Origin of the sequence: Kibdelosporangium persicum (assembly GCF_013280595.1) — a bacterium.
Classification (GTDB): Bacteria; Actinomycetota; Actinomycetes; order Mycobacteriales; family Pseudonocardiaceae; genus Kibdelosporangium; species Kibdelosporangium persicum.
In genome coordinates, this window is sequence record NZ_JAAATY010000001.1 from 141779 (window position 1) to 165469 (window position 23691).

The 23691-nt window shown below is 69.2% G+C and carries 24 protein-coding genes; 9 read left to right on the plus strand and 15 right to left on the minus strand.

What is annotated here, in order from left to right; all coding sequences use genetic code 11:
* Positions 1-71: 71 nt before the first annotated feature.
* Positions 72-980 (plus strand): proteasome assembly chaperone family protein, encoded by a 909-nt coding sequence (locus GC106_RS00675; protein ID WP_173123225.1) that lies wholly within the window; start codon positions 72-74, stop codon positions 978-980.
* Positions 981-1033: 53 nt separating this feature from the next.
* Here the strand turns inward: GC106_RS00675 and GC106_RS00680 are convergent, their stop codons facing one another.
* From GC106_RS00680 to GC106_RS00690, 3 genes are read right to left on the minus strand one after another with little or no spacing between them, the layout of a single operon-like run.
* Positions 1034-2329 carry an ABC transporter permease gene (locus GC106_RS00680; RefSeq protein WP_217279970.1) on the minus strand — a complete coding sequence of 432 codons (1296 nt, stop codon included), beginning with the start codon at positions 2327-2329 and terminating at the stop codon, positions 1034-1036.
* A 5-nt stretch (positions 2330-2334) separates the two neighbouring features.
* Positions 2335-3063 carry an ABC transporter ATP-binding protein gene (locus tag GC106_RS00685; RefSeq protein ID WP_312872332.1) on the minus strand — a complete coding sequence of 243 codons (729 nt, stop codon included), beginning with the start codon at positions 3061-3063 and terminating at the stop codon, positions 2335-2337.
* A complete protein-coding gene (locus GC106_RS00690) occupies positions 3060-4058 on the minus strand; it encodes an efflux RND transporter periplasmic adaptor subunit (RefSeq protein WP_173123229.1) in 999 nt (332 codons plus the stop codon). The genes GC106_RS00685 and GC106_RS00690 overlap by 4 nt, the downstream gene beginning before the upstream one ends.
* A 147-nt stretch (positions 4059-4205) precedes the next feature.
* Here GC106_RS00690 and GC106_RS00695 point away from each other — a divergent pair, with 147 nt between their 5' ends.
* Positions 4206-5168, plus strand: coding sequence for a hypothetical protein (locus tag GC106_RS00695; protein WP_173123231.1), 963 nt, complete (start codon positions 4206-4208; stop codon positions 5166-5168).
* 120 nt (positions 5169-5288) lie between these two features.
* Entirely contained in the window at positions 5289-6947 is a 1659-nt protein-coding gene (locus GC106_RS00700; RefSeq protein ID WP_217279973.1) for a serine/threonine-protein kinase, read from the plus strand.
* Here GC106_RS00700 and GC106_RS00705 read toward each other — a convergent pair.
* The 5 genes from GC106_RS00705 to GC106_RS00725 all read right to left on the minus strand — a co-directional run bounded on the left by GC106_RS00705 (position 6908) and on the right by GC106_RS00725 (position 12218).
* Entirely contained in the window at positions 6908-7789 is an 882-nt protein-coding gene (locus GC106_RS00705; RefSeq protein ID WP_173123235.1) for a PfkB family carbohydrate kinase, read from the minus strand. The two genes, GC106_RS00700 and GC106_RS00705, sit on opposite strands and share 40 nt — an antisense overlap.
* Positions 7786-8766: an ADP-ribosylglycohydrolase family protein gene (locus GC106_RS00710; protein WP_173123237.1), complete on the minus strand. Its 981-nt coding sequence runs from the start codon at positions 8764-8766 to the stop codon at positions 7786-7788. Before GC106_RS00710 ends, GC106_RS00705 begins: the two co-directional genes overlap by 4 nt.
* Positions 8767-8902: 136 nt before the next feature.
* Entirely contained in the window at positions 8903-9595 is a 693-nt protein-coding gene (locus tag GC106_RS00715) for a hypothetical protein (RefSeq protein WP_173123239.1), read from the minus strand.
* Positions 9596-9638: 43 nt separating this feature from the next.
* A complete protein-coding gene (argS, locus tag GC106_RS00720; protein WP_173123241.1) occupies positions 9639-11369 on the minus strand; it encodes an arginine--tRNA ligase in 1731 nt (576 codons plus the stop codon).
* Positions 11370-11402: 33 nt separating this feature from the next.
* Positions 11403-12218 (minus strand): PaaX family transcriptional regulator, encoded by an 816-nt coding sequence (locus GC106_RS00725; RefSeq protein WP_281368330.1) that lies wholly within the window; start codon positions 12216-12218, stop codon positions 11403-11405.
* A 127-nt stretch (positions 12219-12345) separates the two neighbouring features.
* On the opposite strand from GC106_RS00725, the gene GC106_RS00730 reads away from it, so the two are divergent.
* Entirely contained in the window at positions 12346-13239 is an 894-nt protein-coding gene (locus GC106_RS00730) for a M23 family metallopeptidase (RefSeq protein ID WP_173123245.1), read from the plus strand.
* A gap of 12 nt (positions 13240-13251) precedes the next feature.
* On the opposite strand, the gene GC106_RS00735 is transcribed toward GC106_RS00730, so the two are convergent.
* Entirely contained in the window at positions 13252-13953 is a 702-nt protein-coding gene (locus tag GC106_RS00735) for a DUF998 domain-containing protein (RefSeq protein ID WP_173123247.1), read from the minus strand.
* 138 nt (positions 13954-14091) lie between these two features.
* On the opposite strand from GC106_RS00735, the gene GC106_RS00740 reads away from it, so the two are divergent.
* On the plus strand, positions 14092-14424 hold the full coding sequence (locus GC106_RS00740; protein WP_173123249.1) for a hypothetical protein: 333 nt from the start codon (positions 14092-14094) through the stop codon (positions 14422-14424).
* 64 nt (positions 14425-14488) lie between these two features.
* Here the strand turns inward: GC106_RS00740 and GC106_RS00745 are convergent, their stop codons facing one another.
* Together GC106_RS00745 and GC106_RS00750 are read right to left on the minus strand one after the other, a co-directional pair.
* Positions 14489-15805, minus strand: coding sequence for a protein kinase domain-containing protein (locus GC106_RS00745; protein ID WP_173123251.1), 1317 nt, complete (start codon positions 15803-15805; stop codon positions 14489-14491).
* A gap of 10 nt (positions 15806-15815) precedes the next feature.
* Entirely contained in the window at positions 15816-16364 is a 549-nt protein-coding gene (locus tag GC106_RS00750; RefSeq protein ID WP_173123253.1) for a GNAT family N-acetyltransferase, read from the minus strand.
* A gap of 43 nt (positions 16365-16407) precedes the next feature.
* On the opposite strand from GC106_RS00750, the gene GC106_RS00755 reads away from it, so the two are divergent.
* Genes GC106_RS00755 through ku form a run of 3 tightly spaced genes read left to right on the plus strand, consistent with a single transcriptional unit; the run spans position 16408 to position 18222 of the window.
* A complete protein-coding gene (locus GC106_RS00755) occupies positions 16408-17001 on the plus strand; it encodes a TetR/AcrR family transcriptional regulator (protein ID WP_173123255.1) in 594 nt (197 codons plus the stop codon).
* Entirely contained in the window at positions 16992-17399 is a 408-nt protein-coding gene (locus GC106_RS00760) for a RidA family protein (protein ID WP_173123257.1), read from the plus strand. The genes GC106_RS00755 and GC106_RS00760 overlap by 10 nt, the downstream gene beginning before the upstream one ends.
* Before the next feature lie 43 nt (positions 17400-17442).
* Entirely contained in the window at positions 17443-18222 is a 780-nt protein-coding gene (gene ku, locus GC106_RS00765; RefSeq protein ID WP_173123259.1) for a non-homologous end joining protein Ku, read from the plus strand.
* Here ku and GC106_RS00770 read toward each other — a convergent pair.
* From GC106_RS00770 to GC106_RS00780, 3 genes are all read right to left on the minus strand, one after another.
* Positions 18188-18547, minus strand: coding sequence for a DUF6401 family natural product biosynthesis protein (locus GC106_RS00770; protein WP_173123261.1), 360 nt, complete (start codon positions 18545-18547; stop codon positions 18188-18190). The two genes, ku and GC106_RS00770, sit on opposite strands and share 35 nt — an antisense overlap.
* A 70-nt stretch (positions 18548-18617) precedes the next feature.
* The gene (locus GC106_RS00775; protein WP_173123263.1) at positions 18618-20798 is read right to left on the minus strand and encodes an MMPL family transporter; all 2181 of its coding nucleotides are present in this window, start codon (positions 20796-20798) and stop codon (positions 18618-18620) included.
* 59 nt (positions 20799-20857) lie between these two features.
* A complete protein-coding gene (locus tag GC106_RS00780) occupies positions 20858-21451 on the minus strand; it encodes a TetR/AcrR family transcriptional regulator (protein WP_173123265.1) in 594 nt (197 codons plus the stop codon).
* An 88-nt stretch (positions 21452-21539) separates the two neighbouring features.
* On the opposite strand from GC106_RS00780, the gene GC106_RS00785 reads away from it, so the two are divergent.
* Positions 21540-22793, plus strand: a complete 1254-nt coding sequence (locus GC106_RS00785) for a cytochrome P450 (RefSeq protein WP_312872333.1) — start codon at positions 21540-21542, stop codon at positions 22791-22793.
* Here the strand turns inward: GC106_RS00785 and GC106_RS00790 are convergent.
* On the minus strand, positions 22747-23574 hold the full coding sequence (locus tag GC106_RS00790; RefSeq protein ID WP_173123267.1) for a serine hydrolase domain-containing protein: 828 nt from the start codon (positions 23572-23574) through the stop codon (positions 22747-22749). The genes GC106_RS00785 and GC106_RS00790 overlap by 47 nt on opposite strands.
* Positions 23575-23691 lie beyond the last annotated feature (117 nt).

Genomic DNA, 23691 nt, shown 5'->3' on the forward strand with positions numbered 1-23691 from the left:
GGTGTGGAATGGTTCCGGGACCGTCGCGCGTTGTAATAGGCGTTGAGGATTGTTCGCGTGCTTGGAGGCTTGTGGTGCTGGAGCCGGAGAACCTGTACGAGGTCGATTCGGACGTGCCGGACCTGACCGGCGCGGTGCTGCTGCATCACTTCGACGGTTTCATGGACGCCGGTTCCGCCGGTGCCGCCCTCGTGGAGCAGCTGCTGACCGCGTACGACAACCGGGTGATCGCCCGGTTCGACGTCGACGGGCTGCTGGACTACCGGGCCAGGCGGCCCGCGATGACGTTCGTGCAGGACCACTGGGAGGACTACCAGACTCCCGAACTGGTCGTGCGGTTGCTGCACGACCGGGTGGGCACCCCGTTCCTGCTGATGACCGGGCCGGAACCGGACTTCCGGTGGGAGACGTTCGTCCAGGCGGTCCGCCAGCTCGTGGAGCGGTGGGGTGTGCGGTTGACGATCGGAGTGCACGGGATCCCGATGGGCATTCCGCACACCCGTCCGCTCGGCCTGACCGCGCACGCCACTCGCCCTGAGCTGGTGGCCGAGCACCAGCCGTTGTTCAGCCGCGTGCAGGTGCCGGGGAACGTGGCGGGCCTGCTGGAGTTGCGGCTCGGCGAGTCCGGGCACGACGCGATCGGTTTCGCCGCGCATGTGCCCCATTACCTGGTGCAGTCGACGTATCCCGCGGCCGCGCTCGTGTTGCTCGACGCCGTGAGCCGGGCGACCGGCCTGGTGCTGCCTCCCGGCGGGCTGGAGGAGAGCTCGCGCCGGGCGGATGCCGAGATCGCGCGTCAGGTGTCCGAGTCCGCCCAGGTCGCCGAGGTCGTGGCGGCGCTGGAGCAGCAGTACGACGCCTTCACGTCGGCCAAGCAGGAGGACAACCTCCTGCTGGACCCGGACAACATCCCCAGCGCCGACGAACTGGGCGCGGAGCTGGAGCGGTTCCTGGCCGAGCAACAGGGCAAAACCGACTGACCCCCCTCGTGAGTGTTTATCAGTGTTAGAACACCGATAAACACTCACGAGGGTTATGCACGCATTACGGTGGCGATGGGGATGCGCGCCGCCCGGATCGCCGGGATGAGGCCACCCAGCAGACCGGCGACGAGACCGGCGACCACGCCCGCGACCCCGGCCTGCCACGGGAACTCGACGTTCGCCAGTGACGGGAACCGGCTGCCGAACATCGAAGCCCCGGCCTTGATCCCCAGGGCCCCGGCGCCGATCGCGGCCCCGGCGGTCATCAACCCGGTCAGCAACGTCTCGGACAGCACGATCCCGGCCAGCAGGATTCGAGGCGTGCCCACGGCTCTCCGCAACGCGAACTCCTCGATGCGTTCGCCGACAGTGGCAAGGCCGACGTTGAGAATCCCGGCCGTGCCGATCAGCAGCACCAAGGCGGCCATTCCGAGGAAGATCAGGCGCATCATCGCCAGCTGGTCCTCGACGCGTTCGCGCGCGTTGATCCTGTTGACGTAGATCTCCCCGGCCTGCACGCCCGCCGCGACCAGCCGAGCCTTCAGCGTCTGCTCCAGGTCACGTGCCTGCGGCGACATCAGGACCTGCAGGCGCGCGTTCCCGTCGCTCAACGCGACGGGCTTCATCCAGTTCAGCAGTTCGTCGGCCCGCACGTACGCCATCGGGCCGTAGGACGCGCCGCCGTCGTCGACCACGCCGATGATCTGCGGCGTCGAGTCGGCCGTGCCGTTGTCGACGTGCATCTGGGCCGGCACCTGGTAGCGCGTGAACCCCTTCGCGGCTTCCTTGTTCAGCACGATCCTGGGCGCCAGGGACGGCGCGGAGGCGAAGTCGAGCCACTGGCCGGAATCCTGCCGGAAACCGCGGAACGGCCGGATGTCCCCGGTCAGCGCGACCAGGTTGAGCTCGATCGCCTTGCCGGGTGGTGCGCCGGTCTGGCTGGCGTCCGTGCAGTTGCCACGGTTGTCGCACCGGTAGAAGCGTCCGGGGCCGCCTGGCTGGTCGAAGGGCGCGCCACCGGGATTCACCGGGGCCACGTTCGGTTCGCCGATGATCGCGCGGTTTTCGAACATGGCTACGGCGTCCTGCCGGCCACGCAACGTCTCCAGGGCCACCGGGGCGGCCTTCTCGTGCGGCGGCATGTACATCTGCAGCGTGCCGTCCTTGGCCATCGAGCGTTCGGCGTCCGCGAGCAGTTCCTTCTGCGCGAACTCGGAACCCGCCTGGACCACGACCACCGCCAGCACGCCGAGGAACAGGCTCAGCATGGACAGCAACGTCCGGAGTTTGCGGGCACGGATGCCCTGCCCGCCGATGATGAGCGCGGACCGGAACCGGCCGGACATCCTGATCACGCGACCACCTGCTGATGTGCGGGAGCCAGCTTGCCGTCCTGCAGCCGCAGGACCCGGCCCATCCGGTTGGCGTGCGCGTGGTCGTGCGTGACCAGGATCAGGCCGCACCCGCGTTCGGTCGCCGAGTGCAGCGCGTCGATCACGAGGTTGCCGGTCTCGGTGTCCAACGCGCCGGTCGGCTCGTCGGCCAGCAGGATGCGGGGATCGCGGACCAGGGCGCGGGCGATCGCCACGCGTTGCTGCTCACCACCGGAGAGCTTCGGCGGCTTGTTCTTGGCCAGGTGCGCGATGCCGACCTGCTCCAGCGCCTCCAGCACGCGGGCCCGGCGCTTGCGCCGCGGCAGCCAGCCCTGGCCGTTGACCAGCGCCATCGCCACGTTCTGTGCCGCGGTGAGGTTCTTGAGCAGGAAGAAGCGCTGGAACACGAACCCGAACCGGGCACTGCGCAGCGCCGCGGCCCTGCGTTCGGCGATCCGGGAGATGTCCTGCTCCTCGAGCATGTACTGGCCGCCGTCCGGCCGGTCGAACAGGCCGATCAGGCTCAGCAGCGTGGACTTGCCCGACCCGGAGCGGCCGAGGATGGCCACGCTCTCTCCACTGTGGACGGTCAGGTCGACGCCGTCCAGGATGGTCCTGGGCTGCTGCTGGCCCTTGAGCGTCTTGGTGATCCCGCTGAGCCGGATCAGCGCGGGCGTGCCGATCGGCTGGGTCAGGTCCGGACTCACTTGCCTGTGCCCCCTGGCCCGTTGGGCTCCCGCGGCGCGGGCGGCAGGTTCGGGCCGGGCACGGCCACCGTCTCGTCCTCGGTCAGCCCCGACTTGATCTGCACGACCTTGCCGTCGGTCAGGCCGAGCACGACGTCCTTGGTCACCCGTTCGCCCTTGGCGCCCAGCACGTCGACCTTGCCCTTGCCCTGGCCGCCCGCGACGGCCTCGACCGGCAGCACGAGCACGCCGATGGCCTTCTCGGTGACGACCTCGATGGTCGACTCGGCGCCGTTGATCAGCTTGACGTCAGCGGGCGCGGTGCAGACCAGCCGCATCCCGGTCGCCTCCGAGGGGTCCGGCTTGTCGGCGGGCGGCTGGTTCGATGCGGGCGGCGGCGCTGCCGGAGCGGACGGCGCGCCGGTGCCCGTGGGGGCCGTCGAGGTCTGCGCGGGCGGAGGATCGGGAATGGTGCCTGCGGGCAACGCGGCGATCGTGCCGAGCACGGCGCACGGGAACGGCCCGGGACCGTTCTTGATCTGCGCCTGCACCGAGGAAAGCGTGTCGGACAGCTGGTAGGCCTGCTCGCCCTTGATCTCCGCGACGATGCCGTAGCCGACGTGCTTGGCCGACACGATCGGCTGGCCCGCGGCGACCGTGGCCTTGTCGTCGGCCAGCCGTCCGCTGAAGATCGCCCCGGCCGGGATCTCGACGGACGTCGCCTTGCCGCCCGCGAACACGTTGGCCGCCTTGGTGGGTTTCGCCGGTGTCTTCTCCGGCACCTTCACGTCCAGGTACCTGACCTGCCCGGCGACCGGTGAGACCAGCCCGAACACCGGGTTGATGGTCACCTTGCCGCTCAGGCTGACCTTGCTGGTGAGGTCCTGGCGGGTCGGCTTCGCCGTGGTCATCTGGGTGCCGCGGGGCGCCAGGTCGGGGCTCGGTCTCTCCGGGGTCGACGTACTGCACCCGGCCACCAGGAAAAGCGCCACGCCGAGCGTGGAGACTGTGCGCACCAGTTGACCCCCGAAGTCCGGTTCATGGTGATTCACTGACAATGACGCCGGCCGGTCGCGCAAGGTTGCGTCGAGTGTCACCCCAGAACCCGGCATTTGATCTTGCACTGGCCCCCGGCCTCCGTCAGGCTATCGGGGTGGACCGGCGTGCCGAGGAGGGGGACCCTGAGCGATCAGACCGTCACTGAAGGAAACGACCTCAACGCCCAGGTAGACCGGCTTCCCACCGTCATCGCGCCGTCCGAGCACGCCGAATACCGTGCGCTGGCGCGCAAGTGGCTCGCCTCGGCCGGTCCTGGTTCCTCAGTGGCACATCGGATCACGGTGGCGCGTGGCTGTCTCAAGCTGCTGGCCGCCGGAGTGTGGGGCGTTGACGAGAGCTGGCGCGCCGAGGTCCGTGACCTCGTGCACGCGTTGCGGCCCGGTGAGAACGACCAGGCGAGCGCGTCCGGCGAGCAGCTGGACGAGCTGTACGCGCTGATCGCGATCGGGCTGGCACTGCTGTTGCAGGACGCCAACCTGCACGGGGGAGCGGGCCCGGACCTGATCGCGAAGTCCGCGTGGGACGAGACGCAGGAGCTGGCCGCGTTCGCCGACGAGTCCGTGGTCGGCCGGTTCCTGGTGCACTCCACCCAGTTGCACGCGCGGGTGGCGACCGAGTCCGAGGTCCAGGCCGTGGTCGAACTGGCGATGGCCGCCGCGGACGACCCGAACGCGGAACTGGTCGCGGCCCTGGAGGCCGAAGGCCTGAACGCGCAGCTGATCGACGCGGTGTGGGTCATCGACGGCGACTTCCGCACGCCGCTGCGTGCGGCGGCGCGGGCCGCGACGCTCATCGGCAGCCCGTGCGTCGTGCTCGCCCGCAACACCAAGAAGTCCACGGTGTTGCTGTGGCGGGACGCGACGCTGGCGATGGCCGATTCGGCGGTGCCGCGATGGCGCGTCTACCGGATCGTGCCGCCGACCACGCCGCAGTCGAAGTTCGGTGGCGGCGAGGGACTGCCGTCCACCCGCGACATCTTCCCGCTCGCGCCGGCTCCCGAGCAGGTCCGCACGCTGGCCGAACAGGCCGGTGTGCAGCTGCCGATGCTCCTCGCCGCCCTGCGGTAGGTGCCCTGATCAGCCCGGCTACGATGCGTGGCCTGGGCTGATCCGGAACTGGGGTGGGGGTAAGCCGTGAGAGTGGTGGCAGGCAGATACGCCGTTCGCGACGAACTCGGCCGTGGCGGGATGGGCGTGGTCTGGCGTGCCGACGACCAGGTGATCGGCCGTCAGGTGGCGCTCAAGGAGCTGCCGCCGCCGCAGGGGATCTCCGGCAAGGACCGTGCCGTCTACCTGGAACGTGTGCTGCGCGAGGCGCGCACCGCCGGGCGGCTGAACGACCCCGCCGTGGTCACGGTGTTCGACGTGGTCACCGAGAACGGCACCACGTTCATCGTGATGGAGCTGGTCGAGGCACCGACCCTGGCCGACGTCATCGCCGCGGAGGGGCCGATGCGCGCCGACCGCGTGGCGTCCATCGGCCTGCAGGTGCTGGGCGCGCTGCAGACCGCGCACGCGGCGGGGATCGTGCACCGGGACGTCAAGCCCAGCAACATCATGGTGCTGCCCGGCGACCGGGTGAAGCTGGCGGACTTCGGCATCGCCAGGGCGATGGACGACCCGAACCTGACGATGACCGGCGGCATCATGGGTTCGCCCGGCTACATGGCGCCGGAGCTGTTCGCCGGCTCGCAGCCCTCGCCGGCCACGGACCTCTGGGCCTTGGGCGCCACGCTGTTCCACGCCGTGGAGGGACGTTCCCCGTTCAGCCGTGAGACGACCGCGGCGACGATGCACGCGATCATGTACGACGACCCGCGGCTGACACGCTGCGAAGGGCCGCTGGCCCAGGCCATCATGGGCCTGCTGGCGCAACCCGCGGAAACCCGCCTGACGGTGGCGGGCGCGCGGGAGATGCTGAGCCGTCCGGTCTCCGACCGCACGCAGGTCGTCGACAGTTCGACTCAGGTTGTCGACGCTCCGACCGTGCAGGTTCACGCGGTCCGCAGAGACACCCGGCCGCGTGAGCCGTGGCAGGAGTCCTACCCCGAGGACGTGCCGCTGGCCACGCCCGCTCCGGTGAGCTGGGCCGAGGATCCGTGGGAGCAGCAGGGCAGCAGGAAGAGCGGGTCGCGTAACCGGGTCCTGATGCTGTCCGGCGCGGCCGTGGTCGTGGTGGGCGCGTTGCTCGCGGTGTTCCTGATCTCGCCGGGCGGCGGGGAGGGCGAGGCCACGCCGGCGTCGTCCAATGTGGCCAAGGCGGGGGCGACCGAGCCGCCGAACGAGATCGCGAGCCCGCTGATGCCCTCGTCCGCTCCGCCGTCGTCGTCGTCATCGTCCACAGTGTCCTCGGCGCCGCCGGTGAGCACGGTGACCGTGACCAAGCCGGGCACGCCCGCCAAACAGCCCAAGCCCCCGGCCGGGCAGCAGCCGGTCGGAACGCCACCGCCGCCACCGGCGGACAAGCCGCAACGGACATTGGTCCAGATCACCCGGTACAACCACCCCGCCGGTCCGCATTTCACGGCGACGCCGGGTGTTCCGGCGCCCGCCGGGTTCAACCGCGAGTTCCCGATGGGCTGGCTGGTGAAGGACTCCGAAGCGGGCACGAAACGGTTGTACGCCTGCCACCTCAAGGGTTCCGACGACCGGATGACCTCGGTGGACCCGGGCTGCGAGGGGCACACGCAGGTCGGGGTGCTCGGCTACATCTTCACGAGCAAGCCCGCCGGGGTGAACAGCCGAGGGCTGTACCGCTGCACCTACAGCGGCGGGCACTACGACTCGACCGACGCCAAGTGCGAGGGCTACAACCCGGAGTTCCAGTTCGGCTGGGTCCTGGTCTGAACCAGGTCGTCGACCTCGGCCCTGGTCGGTGCGGTGGCTGGGCCCCGCCTCGTCACGGCGATCGCCGCGGCCGCGTTCGCACGTACCGCGGCCGTCAGGATGTCGTTGCCGCGCAACAGTTCGGCCGCCAGAACGCCGCAGTGGGCGTCGCCAGCGCCGTTGGTGTCGACCGCTTGGACCACGAAGCCGGGGACATGTGTGCTCCGGCCGTTGTGGATGACCGTGCAGCCGTTCGGGCCTTCCCGGCGGATCACGGTTGCGACGTCCGCTTCGGACAAATGGCCTGCCTCGGTCACGCTGCTGCTCAGGATGTCCACATTGGCCAGCACCGCACGCCAGATCTCCGTGGAGATACCGGCGACCAGCGGGCCCGGGTCGAGCAGGACCGTCGCTTCGGTTGTCGGCAGCCACTCCAGTAGTGCGTCGGCGTTGTGCTGGTGGGTAAGGCTGTAGCCGCTCACGTAGACGAGATCGTTCGCTGAGGTGCCGACCGGGGTGAAGCGGCCTTCCGCGCCAGGGCTGGTCACGAACGTCCGCTCGCCGTCGCTTTCGACCAGTGCGACGGAAATCCCCGAATCGGGCTCGGTGACCGGGTGCGCGACGTGGATCTGTTCGCGCTGGAGGGCATCGCGGATCAGGTCGCCGTAGGCGCCGCGGCCGTGGCTGCCCGCGTAGACGACGTCCGCCCCGGCCCGTCGCGCCGCCGCCATCACGTTGAACCCGCCGCCCGGGGTCTGCAGGAAGTCGGAGGCGAGCACGTCGCCGCCGCGTGGTGGCATCCTGTCGATCCGCAGGACCAGGTCGACCACGACCTGTCCGGTGTGGACCAACCGGCCGGTCATCGCAACGCGAGCAGCTCGTCGACCAGTGGCTCGAGTTCGAGCCGGTTCACCTCGCGGACCTTGCCGACCTGGTCGGCGGGCAGGCCCGCCAGACCGTGCTGGGCGCCGAGGATCGCACCGGTCATGGCCCCGACGGTATCGGTGTCGCCACCGATCTGGGCGGCCACCGTGAGCGCGTCGTGCTCCAGGACCTCGACCAGGGCTATCGCCGCGACCACGGATTCCTGTGCCGCCACGGAAGTCCCGATCACCTCGGCGACCGCGTCGGCCACGTTGTCCCGGCTCATGCCGCGCACCCACTGGCGGGCCCACCGGATCCGAGGCCCGATCTCGCCGCCGGGTACCCACTTGCCCCGCCGCGCGCCCTGGTCCGCCGCGCGCTCGGCCTCGTCCAGTGCGGCACCGAGATCGGCGCCGTCGAGGGAGGCGGAGATCGCGGCCGCGATGGCGGAGGCGGCCGCGATCCCCAGACTGGTGTTGTGCGTGACCATGCTGGCCTGTGCGACGGCGTCCAGCAGACGGTCACCCACAGGGTTGGCGATGCCGACCGGCGTCACCCGCATCGCGGCCCCGTTGGTGGCGCCGGTGACGCCGGCCTGTTGGGGGTCCAGGCCGGCGTCGAGCAGCTCGAGCGCGCGCTTGGTCGAAGGGCCGAGCAGGTCACGGGACCCGCGGGCGATCATGTCCGCTTCCCACGCGCGCAACGCGCCGGCGAACGCGTGCGGATCGATCCGGCCCCGTCCTTCGACGAGCAGCTTCGCCACGAGCACTGCCTGTTCGGTGTCATCGGTGACCGACCCGGCGGGCATCCCGGGTGCGATCGGCTGGTCGGGGGCTGCGTCGACCAGCCCGGTGATCGAGCCGTAACGGTCCTTGATCCGGGCGCGGGACATCGACTGCGTCGGCATCCCGAGGGCATCACCCAGGGCAAGACCATAGAACGCACCCAGCGCCCTGGCCCGCACCTGTTCAGGCATGTCCAAACATGTACCGTACGGCGGCGGACCGGTCAAGACGGCCGGACGCCGGCTTGAGGATTCGTCGAGCGGTCGCGCGCTACCGGCCCAGCTCCGACGGATCGATCAGCTTGTCGGCCGGTAACGGCGGTGAAGGTCATTCCAGCCGATAGAAGCGGACGTAGCCGTTGCCGCGCAAATACACCTGCAGAGGCGTCCACACGAAGGCCTGCTCGTCGCGCTTCGCCAGGAACTGGCATCTGTACCCGGTGTCGGTTTCCCCGTCGGCCTGCACGACGAAGGCGGAGATGTCCGGGATCCTGTCGCAGCGGCGCCGCACCGGCTCGGGTTCTCCGACGTTCTGGCTCAAGAAACTGGAGTACACCCGCTTGCCCAGCAACAGAACCTTGTCGGGCGGGGAGATGGTGTACGAGTAGAGCTGAGAGCCCTCCGCAGTACGGGAACCTTTCCGGACATCGACGTGCCACTGCAGTGCGACTCCGTTGAAGGTCGTGGTGCAGGTCGTTGTCGCGCCGTCCCGCAGCGTGACGCGGTTTCCGGCACAGCTCGCGGTGAGCTCGCCGCGCGTCCTCGTCATCACGAGCGTGTCCCAGCGGATCTCGCCGAGGACCCGGTCGAGGATCGGCGCGGTGACGTCCGCCCGCGCCGCCAGCCGGTCGATCTCCGCCACGCCCAGGTCGTGCTCAGGTGGCCCGACGACCTCGACCGGCAGTTCGGTGCCGATCGTCGTGGGCGGGCTCGACGTCCTGACCACGGTGGGCTGGGGCGGACTGGCACAGCCGCCGAGCGTCACAGCCAGGACGACGTACAGGATCGACCGTCGGCGCATGAACTGCGACGCTACCCGCGCACAGGCGGGACCCCTCCCGTGCTCAGAGCCGGGTCGGTGCCTCGATTCCCAGCAGGTCCAGCCCGAGCGTGAGCACCTTGGAGGTCAGCGCGCAGAACACCAGCCGGGACTTGCGGATCTCCGGCTCGGCCTTCAGCACCGGGCACTTCTCGAAGAAGCTGGTGAACGCGGAAGCCGTGTCGTACAGGTACGTGGCCAGCTTGTGCGGGGTGTAGCCGTCGACCGCGGCCTGGATCGCGGCGGGCAGCTGGATCAGCTGCAGTGCCAGATCGCGTTCGGCCTTCTCGGTCAGGATGACGGTGGCGCCCGGTTGCACGGTCTCGCCCGACTTGCGGATGATCGACAAGGTCCGGGCGTTGGCGTACTGCAGGTAGGCGGCCGTGTTGCCGTCCGTGGCCAGCATCTTCTCCCACGAGAAGACGTAGTCCTTCTCGCGGTCGCTGGACAGGTCCGCGTACTTCACCGCACCGATGCCCACGGCGTGGGCGATCGACGCACGCTCCTCTTCGGACAGGTCGGTCCGTTCGCCGACCACCGCTGCCGCCCGGTCCACCGCCTCGCTGAGCAGGTCGATCAGTTTGATCGAGTCGCCGGACCGGGTGCGGAACATCTTGCCGTCCTCGCCGAGGATCGAGCCGAAGTTCACGTGCACCGCGGTGTGGCCGGGCGTCAGCCAGCCCGCGTCCCGCGAGGCCGCGAAGACCATCGCGAAGTGCTGGGACTGCGGGGTGCCGACGACGTACACCAGATCCGTCGCGCCGCGCTCGCCGGTCCAGTACCGGACGGTCGCGAGGTCCGTGCTCATGTAGCCGTAGCCGCCGTCGCTCTTGCGGACGATCAACGGCAACGGGTCGCCTTCGCGGTTGAAGAAGCCCTTCGGGAACACGCAGACCGCGCCGTCGCTGATCTCGGTCAGCCCTTTGCGTTCGAGCTCCGCGACGGTGTCGGCGAGGAACGGGTTGTAGAAGCTCTCGCCGTAGTTGTCCTCCGGCGTCAGGCCGATCCCGAGGGTCTTGTAGACCTTCATGAAGTGCCGCATGGACTCGTCGACGAGCTCGCGCCACCGCCGCAGCGTCTCCTCGTCGCCGCTCTGCAGCTTCACCACGCGCAGCCGCGCCCGCTCGGCGAAGTCGGGATCGGCGTCGAACTTCTTGCGTGCCGCTTGGTAGAACGTGTTGAGGTCGCTGATCGAGTGGTCGGCGCTGAATCCCTCGTCGATCAGGTGCTCGATCAGCATCCCGAACGGCGTGCCCCAGTCGCCGAGGTGGTTGTGCGGGATGACCTCGTCGCCGTGGAACCGCCGCAGCCGCACGAGCGCGTCGCCGATGATGGTCGAGCGGACGTGCCCGACGTGCATCTCCTTGGCCACGTTCGGGCTGGAGTAGTCGATCGCGATCCGGCGGGGGTGCCCGGTCTCCGGCACGCCCAGCCGCGGGTCGGTCAGCAGCCCTTCCAGCTGGGTGGTGAGCCACGTGTCGGTCAGCGTCAGGTTGATGAACCCGGGGCCGGCGATCTCCGGCTCGACGATCAGGCCGGTGCCGTCCAGCGCGCCGACGATCGCGGCGGCGACCTCCCGCGGCGGCCTGCCCACCTTCTTGCCCAGGCCCATGGCGGCGTTGCACTGGTAGTCGGCGCCCGGTCGGCTCGACGGGCGGATCAGCGCCTCGGCCGGGGTGATGTCCAGGTCAAGCGACGACTTCACGGCCGCGGCGACCCGCGCGGCCAGTTCCAGTCCAACGTCTCCGTGTAGCACCGATCCAGTATCCCAAACGCGTTCGACGAGGTATCAGGCGAGCTTGTCCCAGTGTTCCTGAGCGGCCGGCCGCCATTCCTGGTGCTTGCGGTGGAACAGGTGCGCGGCCTGCGCGCCGCGCCAGTTGGCGGGCAGCAGGTCGGCCGGCAGTTGCGGGTCCAGGAACGGGAACCGGCGCCATTCGTGCACCAGCAGCGTCTGGGCGTGCAGGGTGGACGGGCCGTCGTCCGGGTCGAGCGCGGCGAACTCCTCGATGAAGTCCTCGTACCGGCGCTCCACTTCGGACAGATCCCAGGCGCGGCCGACCATCGCGCCGACTTCGCCGATCGAGCCGTACTCCGCGACGAACGACATGGCGCCGCGGGTGAGCTCCAGGCCGGTGAGGATCTCCTTGGCCTCGTCCTGCCTGCTCGCGTCCGGGCAGATCCACACCCCCGCCTCGGGTGAACCGAAACCGGCCCACGTCAACCGGGTGCGCAGCCGGTGCCGGAGGTCGCGTTTGGACTCCGGGACCGACACGAGCAGCACCAGCCAGCGGCCGTCCCACTGGCGTTCGACGCTGCCGAACTCGTAGATCCGCCGTGCGCCTTCGGTGAGCAGTTTGCGCCCGGGCGGCGTGAGCGACCACCGCACCCGGCGGCCCACCCGATCGGATGTCAGCCACCCCTCCGCGGCGGTCCGGGCGAGGGCCTGGCGGGCCGACTTCTCCTCGATGTCGAATTTCGCCAGCGTGTTGACCAGCACTGAGGTCCACACGGGGTGGTCACGGGGCAGGACGTACTCACCGAGTAGTGTCATCAGCAGTGAACGCGCGCTGGTGTGACTCACTTCCCTGCGCCGGGTCACCATCGGTCGGCTCATTCCCGGCATAATACATGAAATCAACGTGGCGTCACGTTTCTGTAGAACTTCGGTTGTATCTGTTTTATAAGTGCCCGTCCGACACTCTCGCCGTGCATCCAGCGAAGGGACGGCGATGAGAGTCAAGCGGTTGGTCAGCCTGGGCGTCGCGCTGCTCAGTGCGACCGGATTCATTGTCTTCGCGCCAACAGCGGGCGCGGCCGGGCCGCGGCCCGCCTTCCAGTTGCCCTTCCCGTGCAATCAGGCCTGGCACGGCAACTCCAGCAATTCCAGCGCGCACCGGGCCTGGGAGATCGACTTCAACCGGGGAAGCACGGCGGACGCGGATCTCGGTGACACGGTTGTCGCCGCGGCCGCGGGCAAGGTGGTCATCTCGGCGCACCAAGGATCCGCGAACGGTTACGGCAATCTCGTGAAGATCGACCACGGCGGCGGCTGGTCGACGTACTACGCGCACCTTCGGGTCCGCTCGGTGGGGCTGAACGCGCAGGTCAGCCGTGGTCAGAAGATCGGCGAGGTCGGTAACACCAGCAAACCGGGCAATGCGATCTCACCGCATCTGCACTACGAGGTCCGGACGACGGACGCGGCCTATCCGGCGAACATCCAGAAGGCCGTGTTCAACGGCGTGACGTTCGGCTATCCGGACCAAACCGTCACCTCGCGCAATTGTGGCGGGAGTGCGAACCCCTACGAAGCGGCAGAGGTTTGCGGCAGCGGTTTCGGCGTGATCGACTCCGCCGCGCTCGGTTCGGCGGCGACAGTGTATTTGCTGTGGAACGGCAGCACGTCGCAGAACTGTACGGTGACCATCAAGAACACCTCGGTCGGCAGCGCGACGGCGGTGTCGGCGTATTTGGAGGTGCAAGGCGCGAGCCGGGTCACTGATTCCGGCAATTTCGAGTACTACGCCGGACCGGTGCGGGCCGCCGCACCCGGCAAATGTGTCAAGTGGGGCGGCTCGGCCGGATCAACCCGCTACGACAGCCCTTTCGAGCACTGCTCGTGACTGCCGTGGTGCTCAGCCCCGCACGGTGATGTCGGCGGCGTGAGGCGCGGTGGCGATGGCAGGCTCCTGGCGGCCGAGCGCTTTCGAGCGGAGCGAGGACAAACCAACACAGGCGAGGGCTGCTACCGCTGCGACTTCGGTGATCAGCAGCCCTCGCTCGACCGCGCCGAGCGGGATCGCGACCCACCAGCGGACTCCGGTGAACGGCTGGAGCACGACCGCGCCGAGGATCAACGCGAACCAGCCGAGCGACAGCACGCCCAGCCAGACCGGCCACGCGGCCCTCGCGGCCCGGCCGACGATGATCGCCGCGATCGGCAGCGTGAGGAACGCGACGACGCTGGCGTACCGGTGGATCATGCCGCCGACGCTCGGGCCGATCGCCCAGTTGTTCTTCGGGAACACCACGACGGCGATCAGGCACAGCGCCCAGACGGCGATCAGGACCGAGGCGGGGGAGACCGCCCTGATCACGCCACGGCCGACCAACGCGGCGATCACCGCGAAGGACCCGGCCGCGAGTGCCAGGACCCCGACGTTGAACACCCAGGCGTCCTCCAGCAGCGCGTACTCGCTGACAGTCCGGCGCACGACGTTGACCTGCGACGACGGCGGCAGTACGTGCAGCAGCCCGATGAGCACGACGGAGGCCGCGACGCCCACCAGCCCGAGATGACCCGTCGCTCGGGACCATGTGGTGCTGCTCGCGGGCATAGGGAGTACCTCCTGCGGGTGAGTGGTTCTGACGAACGGACCAACTTCGGGAGAATTCCGGAGGTTCCCGGCGACAGCGGTTTGACAGCTTCCATGGCTGGGTACCTCTCGGCCATGTTTATCGGCACCGAGGAGCGCATGCTTGGCCCACTGGTCTGGGTGCACTTGGTGATGTATCGCCCGGTGCTGCTGCCCGACAGGGCGGTCGACGACGTGGTCCGTGACGTCGAGGAGCTGGCCGGGCACATGGCCGACCTGCTCGCCGTGGACGGGCCGCAAGCCGCCGCCTCGCTGGAGGCGGCGAACCGCGTCCTCGACGAGTGCTGCATGTTCGTCGAACGCTGGACGCTGGGCCAGCAGCGGCCGGGGACTTTCCGGGGTGACGTGCTCAGGCTGCGGATGCGCTTGGACACCATCGCCGCCCGCCTCGTGCCGGACACCGACCTCGACGTGACCCGAATGGCCTCGTAACCCCTCGTGAGTGTTTATCCGTGTTCTAACCCTGATAAATACTCACGAGGGCTGAGCTGGGGATTCAGCGGGCCTGGCAGACCACGTCGGGCTTGACCGGGTTGGGCCCGTTCGTTCCCGCGATGAAGCCGAACGAAGTCGACGTCCGCACGGCCGTGTTCCATTGCGCGGGCGCGACCTGCACGGCCGTGCCGTCCTGGGACAGGGTGCCGTTCCAGAGGTTGTTGATGCGTTGCCCGCCAGGCAGTGTCCAACTGACGGTCCATCCGTTCAACGGCTTGGTCGCGCGCACGGTCACCAGGGCTTCGTATCCGTCCGGCCACGAGTTCGTGATCTGGTAGTCGGCCTCGCACGTCGAAGGCGCGCGACTCGACGTCGTGGTCGTCAAAGGCAGCGCCGGGCCGGCCTGGGGCTGCTGCGGCGAGTCGCCGCGGTTGATCGCCAGGCCGACCACGAGTCCCAGTACCACAAGGAGAACGGCCGCCGCGGCGAACAGGATGCCGCGTCTGCGCGGTTTGGGCGGCGGCAACGCCATGGTCGCCGTGCGCGGCTGGAACTCGGGCGGCGGTTTGCCGTTCGCCAGGTGGTCCTCGGCCTGGCGCATGCTCGGGCGCTCGCTCGGGTCCGCGCGCAACAGCCACAACAACATCGGCGTGAGCGTGCCGGACTGACGTGGCGGGACGATCTCGCCGGTGGACACGCGGCGCAGCAGCGCGATCGGGTTCTCGTCCAGCCCGAACGGGGGGATGCCTTCGGTCGCCGCGTACAGGGTCGAGCCGAGGGAGTAGACGTCGGACGGGAAGCCCGCCTTGCCGCCGCCCGCGACTTCCGGCGCCAGGAACGCCGGAGTGCCCGCGATGATGCCGTTGCTGGTCATCGTCGCGTCGCCGACGGCGCGGGAGATCCCGAAGTCGGTGATCTTCGCCGTGCCGTCCGGGGCGATCAACACGTTGTCCGGCTTGATGTCCCGGTGCACGATGCCCACTTCGTGCGCGGCCGCCAGTGCACCGGCGATCTGCGCGCCGATCCTGGCCACCTCGTCGGCGGGCAGGGCGCCGCGGTCGTTCAGGACCGCGGACAGGCTTTCCGAAGGCAGGTACTCCATGACGAGGCACGGCCTGCCTTCGTGCTCGACGACGTCGTGCACCTGGATCGCGTTGGGGTGCTGGAGCCGCGCGGCCAGACGGGCCTCGCGCATCACGCGCGTGTCGGTCTGTTCGCCGTCCGTGCCGCCCAGGGCCGCGTCGAACGACAGCAGTTTCACGGCGACCGTCCGGTCGAGGCGCTCGTCGTGCGCGCGCCAGACCACCCCCATCGCGCCGCGGCCGATCCGGCCGACCAGCCGGTAGCGTCCGGCGACCAGGTCGTCCTTGTTCGTCACCCGCCCGATTCTACGGTCGCGCGGGCCATTCCGAGGCCAGTACGGACCACACCTGGGCGTCCTGACGGATGCCGCCGATCGGGTACTCCGAGCGCAGCACACCCTCCAAGGTCATGCCAAGTCGTTGTGCCACGGCGATACTGCGCTCGTTGTCCGGGCTGCAGCGCCACTCGACGCGGGACATTCCACGAACGCATACCGCCCAGTCGATCATGTGCCGCACCGCCGTGGTGACGAGCCCGCGACCGGCCGCGTCGGGATCCAGCCAGACGCCCACTTCGCACACGCCGTTCTCGGCGTTGAACACGCGGAACAGCGTGCCGCCCATCAGTTTCCCGTCGATCCAGATCCCGTAGATCCGGCCCTGGTCGGCGGCGAGCTTGTCGGCGTAGCGCTGCAGGATGACGCGGCCGCTTCCGGTGTCCGTGACGAGCTCCGCCATGCCGATCCACGGTCCGATGTAGTCACGGACGTGATCGATGTGCGCGGCGAACTCCTCGGCGTTCCAAGGCTCCAACGCGCGCAGTTCCGCGTTGTCGGTCAACCGCAGTGACAGCATCCCCAGACCTCCGTACCAAACGTTTGTTATGTACCATCATGCCATGCCTCCAGCTCCCGGCGATCACGACGCCCGCAGGCGTGACGTGTCCGAAGCGGTCTGGCGCGTGCTCGCCGACCGGGGATTCGGCCAGCTCACGCTGCGTGCGGTGGCGGCGGAGATGGGCGCGTCGACCGGGATGCTGACGCACTACTTCCCGGCGAAACGCGACCTGGTCCGCTACGCCCACGCCGTCGCCGAGGAGCGCACGTTGGCCGCGCTTTATCGCGAGCTGGACGTGACCGGCCTGGCCGCGCTGCGTGCGTACCTGCTCGACGTCCTGTCGCTGACACCCGAGGCGACCGCGATGAACCGGGTGTGGGTGAGTTTCTGGGACGCGGCCATCGGCGATCCGGAGCTCGCCGCGACCGAGACCGCGCGGTACGAGCGGTGGCGCGGCAAACTCCGGCCGCACGTCGTCGCCGCGATCGAGCAGGGCGAGATCCCGGCGGACCGGGACGTCGAGGACATCGTCGCCTCCGCGGCCGCGCTGACCCACGGCCTTGTCGTGCAGGCGTTGTTCGATCCGGACCGGTTCCCGCCGGACCGGCAGACCAGGCTGATCGACGACTACTTGAGGACTCTGACATGCCCGTAGAAGACCGGTTCGCTGACGTGCCAGGCAATGCGCCGGGCAACGGATACGCCCATGCCGTCACGGCCTCCGGCCGGTTGGCGTTCATCTCGGGCCAGGTGGCGATCGACGAGCAGGGCCGGCTTGTCGGTCCTGGTGACCTGGCCGCGCAGACCCGGCAGTGCCTGCGCAATCTGGAGAATGTGCTGAAGCGGCTCGGCGCGGGCTGGGCGGACGTGGTCCGGTTCAACTGGTACGTGGTCGACGTGGCCGAGGTGCAGGTCGTCCGGGACGTCCGTGACGAGTTCGTCCGGCCCGCGCTCGGCGGCGACCCGAACCCGGCCAGCTCGTTGATCCAGGTGGCGGGCCTGTTCAAGCCGGAGTTCCTGATCGAGGTCGACGCCGTGGCAGCTGTCCCCTAATGGCCCTGTCGCCGCCGGGGCGGGAGCGGGTAGCACGGAAGTCATGCGAGCTGTCTGGCGTGGTGCCTTGGCGGTCGGCCTGGTGTCGATAGGTGTGCGGGCGTACGCCGCCACCAAGGAGCACGATTTCCGGTTCCACCACGTGCACCGGGCCGACGCCGGGCGGATCCGCTACCGGCGGGAATGCGAGGCGTGCGGCGAGGAGATCGATTTCGCCGACGTGGCAAGGGGATACGAGCTGCCGGACGGGCGGCTCGTGGTGCTGGACCGCGCCGACTTCGACACGCTGCCCCACCCGTCCGACCGGACGATGCAGGTGCGGTCCTTCGTCGCGGCGGGCGACATCCACCCGGTCTTCTTCCAGCGAAGTTACTACCTGGAACCGGAGGACAACGCGGTGCAGCCGTATGTCCTGCTGCGCCAGGCAATGGAGCGCACGCGACGGCTGGCGGTCGTGAAAGTCGCGCTACGGCGCCGGGAAGTCCTGGCGGCGGTGCGGCAACGCGGGGACATGCTGATGCTGCACACCATGCTGTGGCCCGACGAGATCCAGCCCGCGGATTTCCCTTTCCTGCGACGGGAGGTCACAGTCCGCCCGCAGGAAGTGGCGGCGGCGACGGCGTTGGTGACGAGCATGGCGGCGCAGTTCCGGCCGGACGACCTCACCGACGACTACCATGAGGCGCTGGCCCGGTTGATCGAGGCCAGGACAGCCGAGGCGCAGGCGCCGCCCATTCCCGTCCAACGGGACGGCGGCACCACGATGGACCTGCTGGAGGCGTTGCGGCTCAGCGCAGAGCGCGCGCGACTGGACGATCTTTAGCCACCACACAACAAGCGAGCAGCCGCAAGGACAGGCCGTCCAGGCAGGTCCAGACGAGCGGCGGTTCCCAGCCCGCCCGGACGGCTTCCTGGTGGATCTCCTCGGCGTAGATCGCGAGCAGGACCAGCGGCGGTGCTTCGACCAGACCCCGGCGCAGTTCGGCGTCCCGGTCCAGTTGGATCCGGACCACCTGGACGTGCCGGGCCAGTGCGCCGGCGAGTACCGGGTCATGGCCGGCCGAGGTGTGGCCAGCCTCAAGACGGGCGTCCAGCCTGCGCAACCAGCGCCGGGCGGACCACCTGGCAGCGCGGTCCCAAATGCTCACGGATCGGATTCTGTTGGTCGGACGAGGAGTCGGCGGCCGCACCAACTTACGCTGTGCGGCCGCCGAATGCTCACACCGGCTGCGGAACCTTCTCGTGGCGTTCCTGGTCGCCGATGTGGCGGGCCAGTGTCTCGCCTTCGACGTCCACGTTCGGGGTAATTCGGTCGAGTGGCCGGGGGTACCACCACGCCGCCTTGCCGAACAGCGTCATCAACGCCGGCACGAGGGTCATCCTGACCACGAACGCGTCCACCATCACGCCGAACGCGAGCGCGAAGCCCATCGACTTGATCACCGTGTCGTGCGAGAACACGAAGCCGAGGAACACCGCCGTCATGATCAGCGCGGCGGCCGTGACCACGCGGGCGCTGTGGCCCAGGCCGTCGACGACGGCCTCACGAGGCGTGTCGCCACGCACGTACGCCTCTCGCATGCCGGAAACGAGGAACACCTCGTAGTCCATGGCCAGGCCGAACAGGATGCCGGTCATCAGGATCGGCAGGAAGCTGATGATCGGCGAGCCGTGCGTGAGGCCGAAGACGTCGCCGAGCCAGCCCCACTGGAAGATCGCGACCACGGCGCCGATCGACGCGGCCACGGTGAGCAGGAAGCCCGCGGTCGCCTTGATCGGCACCAGGATCGACCGGAACATGATCGCCAGCAGGATCAGCGACAGGCCGACGATGACGATCAGGTACGTCGGCAGCGCGTCGGACAGCTTCTGCGACACGTCGATGTTCAGCGCGGTCTGCCCGGTCACGCCGATCGTCGAGCCGGTCTGCGCCTTGATCTCGCCGGTCAGGTCACGCAGCCGCGAGACCAGTTCCTTGGTGGCCTCAGTGGATGGTCCACTGCTCGGGATCAGTTGCAGCACAGCGGTTGTCCGGTCCGCGCTGACGCCGGCGGGCACCACCCTGGTGACGTCGGGGACGGAGCCCAGCCTGCCGGCCAGCGCGCCGAGGGCCTGTTCGGGGTTCGCGCCGGACGGCAGGTCGGCCACGACCACGAGCGGACCGCTGAAGCCCGGCCCGAACGCCTCGGTGACCAGCGCGTTCGCCCGCTGCTGCGGGCTGCCCTCCGGGGCGGTCGAGTCGTCCGGCAGGCCCATCTCCAGCGAGAACGCCGGGATCGCGATGGCCCCCAGGGACAGCACGATCAGCACGAGCGCGGTGATCGGGCGGCGGGACACCGCGCGGCCCCAGCGGTAGCCGAAGGCCTCCTGCTGGCCGGGCGCGGCGGCCCTGGCGCGGGCCTTCTCGGACACGATCCTGTCGCCGACGAACCCGAGGATCGCCGGGACCAGCGTCAACGCGACCAGCACGGCGATCGCCACGGTCGCGGCGGCGGCGAGGCCCATCACCGACAGGAACGGAATCCCGACGACGGTCAGGCCGACCAGCGCGATGATCACCGTCAGGCCGGCGAAGAACACCGCACTGCCCGCCGTGCCGATCGCCCGCGCGATGGACTCGTTGACCTCCATACCGCCGAGCACCTGCTTGCGGTGCCGGTGCACGATGAACAACGCGTAGTCGATGCCCACCGCGAGGCCCAGCATCAGCGCCAGCACCGGAGCGGTCGAGGACATGTCGATCACGCTGGTCAGCGCGTACAGACCGCCGATACCGATGCCCACCCCGACCAGCGCGGTCAGCAAGGGCAGACCGGCGGCCACGAGCGAGCCGAACGTCAGCACGAGCACGATCGCGGCGATCACGACACCGATGCCCTCGGTGACACCGATCGCGACCATCTCGCCCGCGATCTCCTGGCTGTAGGCGACCTCGATGCCGGAGTCCGACACGGACCGCACGGCGTCCTTGATCGCGGTCTTGGTCTCCTCCTTGACCTCGGGCGGGGAGACCGAGAACTGCACCTGCGCCAGGCCGATCCGGCCGTCCTGGGAGATCGCCTTGGTCACGAACGGGCTGAACGCGCCGGAGACCTGCCCGGTCCGGCCGACCTGGGCCATCACGCCGTCGATGGCCTGCTGCGACTCGGCCAGGGTGCTGCCCTGCGGCGCGGCGAACACGATCCGGCCGGACGCGCCCGCGGCCTGCGGGAGCTTGTCCTTCAGGTGGTCGAGCGCCTGCTGCGACTCGGTGCCCGGGATGGAGAACTGGTTCGTGGTCTGGCCGGCGAACCCGAGCGCGCCGATGCCGGCGACGGCCAGGACCAGCAGCCAGATCCCGAGGACGGTGCCCCGGCGCCGTCTTGCGGCGTGCGCGAGTCGGTAGAGCAGCTTCGCCACCGGCGTGCTCCTTCGTGTCTTGTTCGATGGATCGAGTGATGCGGGCTGATCCGCCCTGATCAGCCCTGAGTGGTCTGGAACCCGGTCCGCAGGTAGCCGAACGCCTCGTCGATGAGGGCGCTCACCGGGACTTCCGGGTGGTCGTTCGCGTGATTGATCGCCGCCTGGATGACCCCGAACGCCGCGTGCACCAGCGCGAGGGCGTAGAAGGTCGGGAAGCCGGAGGGCATCCGGTCGACCAGCGCCTCGTGTGCGCCCTGCACCATCCGTTCCCTGACTGCCAGCTCGTACGGGATGAGCTCGTGGTAGTCGGTGGCGATCGTGGCGAGCCGGTTGATCAGGCCCAGGTTCCCGGGGCTGATGACCAGTTCGGCGACCACGCGCAGCGAGTCCACCAGCGGCTCGTCCGCCGGGCGGGCCTGCAGTGCGGCCATGCCGTCGTCGAACACGAACCCGCCGACCGCGACAACGGCTTCTTCCTTGCGGTTGAAGTAGTTGAAGAAGGTCCGGCGGGACACCCCGACCCGGTCGGTGACGTCCTCGACGACAAATCCGTGCAGCCCGCGCTCGGTGGCCAGGTCGAAGGCGGCGAAGCCGAGCGCTCGTCGCGTCTCGTACTTCTTCGCCTCACGAATCCCCGGCTTGGGTGTCACTCGATCAGGCTACCGAGTAATCTTGCCCGGCGTGCAACTTTGCCCGCTGTGCAGGAATGTGACGTTGCTCATGGGATAGCTTGCCGGTGTGCCGAACGTGTTCGATCCCCGGGTCTTCGCGCAGGGCCTGCCGCACGCGGCGTTCCAGGAACTGCGGGACACCGCGCCGGTCAGCTGGCAGGACGAGCACGCGGTGCTCGACTGGCCCGCCGGGCCCGGGTACTGGGCGGTGACGCGGTACGCCGACGTCAGGCACGTCCTGCGGACGCCGGAGGTCTTCTCGTCCTGGCTCGGGGCCACCCAGATCCGTGACCCGGAACCCGACGACCTGGCCTTCATCCGCCGGATGATCCTGAACATGGACCCGCCGGAGCACCAACGGCTGCGCAAGATCGTCGCAGCCGTGTTCACCCGGCGCCGCCTCGAACAGTCCGCCGCGCAGATCGCTTCCCGGGCCTCGGCGCTGCTCTCCTCGGTGGCTTCGCGTGGTTCGTGTGATCTGCCCGTTGACGTGACCGACGACTTCCCGCTGCTGAATCTGGCGGACCTGCTGGGTGTGCCCCCGGCCGACCGGAACCTGTTGCTGCGCTGGACGAACCGGGTGATCGGCTACCAGGACCCCGAACACGCCCACGAGGTCGTCCGGGACGCGTCCGGCAAACCGGTGAACCCGCGCTCGCCCGCGATGCTGGCGGACATGTTCGCCTACGCCACCGAGTTGGCCGCCGCCAAGCGGAAGAACCCGGGCGACGACCTGATGTCCGCTCTGGTCACCGCCACAGTGGACGGTCGCAGGCTCGATTCCGCCGAGCTGCAAATGTTCTTCTTCCTGGTGGTGATCGCCGGGAACGACACGGTCCGCAGCGCGTTGCCCGGTGGCGTCCTGGCGCTTGTCCGGCACCCGGCGGAGTACCGCCGTCTGAGGTCCAATGTGGACCTCCTGGGCACGGCCGTTGAGGAGATGCTCCGCTGGCATCCGCCGGTCCTGAGTTTCCGCCGGACCGCCACGCGGGACGTAGTCCTTGCCGGGCAACAGATCCGCGCGGGTGACAAGGTCGTCGTGTACCACGCGTCCGCGCACTACGACGCACGTCAGTTCCCGGACCCGTTCCGGTTCGACATCACGCGGACGCCCAACGACCACATCGCCTTCGGGCAGGGACCACACCTGTGCCTGGGCGCCCACTTCGGCAGGCTGCAGATGCGCATCTTCTTCCGCGAGTTCCTGACCCGGCTGCCCGAAGTTCAGCTGGCGGGTGCGCCGACGCACCTGACGTCGAACTTCATCAACGGCGTCACGCACCTGCCGCTGAGCTGGTCTCCTCAAGGACCGCGTCACTGAACACCGGCCACGCCTCGGCGGCCCACTCGCCGAACGCCCGGTCGGTCAGGGCGACGGTGGCGATCCCGGCGTGTGGGTCGGCCCAGAGGAACGTGCCGCTCTGTCCGAAGTGCCCGAACGTCTCGGGGGAGTTGCGCCGCCCGGTCCAGTGCGGACTCTTGTGGTCCCGCAGGGAGAACCCGAGGCCCCAGTCGTTCGGTTTCTGGTGCCCGAACCCGGGCAGGACACCGTTCAGGCCGGGGAAGACCACCGTGGTGGCCTCCTGGAACAACTGCCGGGACACCAAGGCCGGCTCCAGCAGTTCGGCGGCGAACCGGCTCAGGTCGGCGCAAGTGGACACCCCGGCGTGCGCGGGACTGCCCTTGAGCGTCGAGTCGTTCATGCTCAGCGGCGCGAACACCGCCTCGGCGAGGTAGGCGTTGAACGGAATCCCCGACGCCTGCTGGACGGCTTCGGCAAGCGCGTCGAAGCCCGTGTTGGAGTAGATCCGCTTGGTGCCCGGCTTGGCCTGGATCTTGTCCTCCGACATGGCCAGACCGGAGGCGTGCGCCAGCAGATGCCGGATCGTGGACCCTTCCGGTCCCGCGGGCTCGTCGAGCTCGACGGCGCCTTCTTCGACGGCGATGAGCACGGCGTAGGACGTCAGCAACTTGGTCACGGACGCCAACGGGAACAACCGGCCCTGGTCACCCCGCGACCCCAGAACCTGCCCGTCCCGCCCGACCACGGCCGTGGCCACGTTGTCGACCGGCCACTCGTCCACCAACCCCAAGCTCCGCATGACCCAAAACTACAGGGCGGCCCCACAAAACCCGACCCGGCTCCACCACCCCAAGCCGACCACTCCACCACCCCGTGTCCACCACTCCGGCACCCCGTGTCCACCACTCCGGCACCC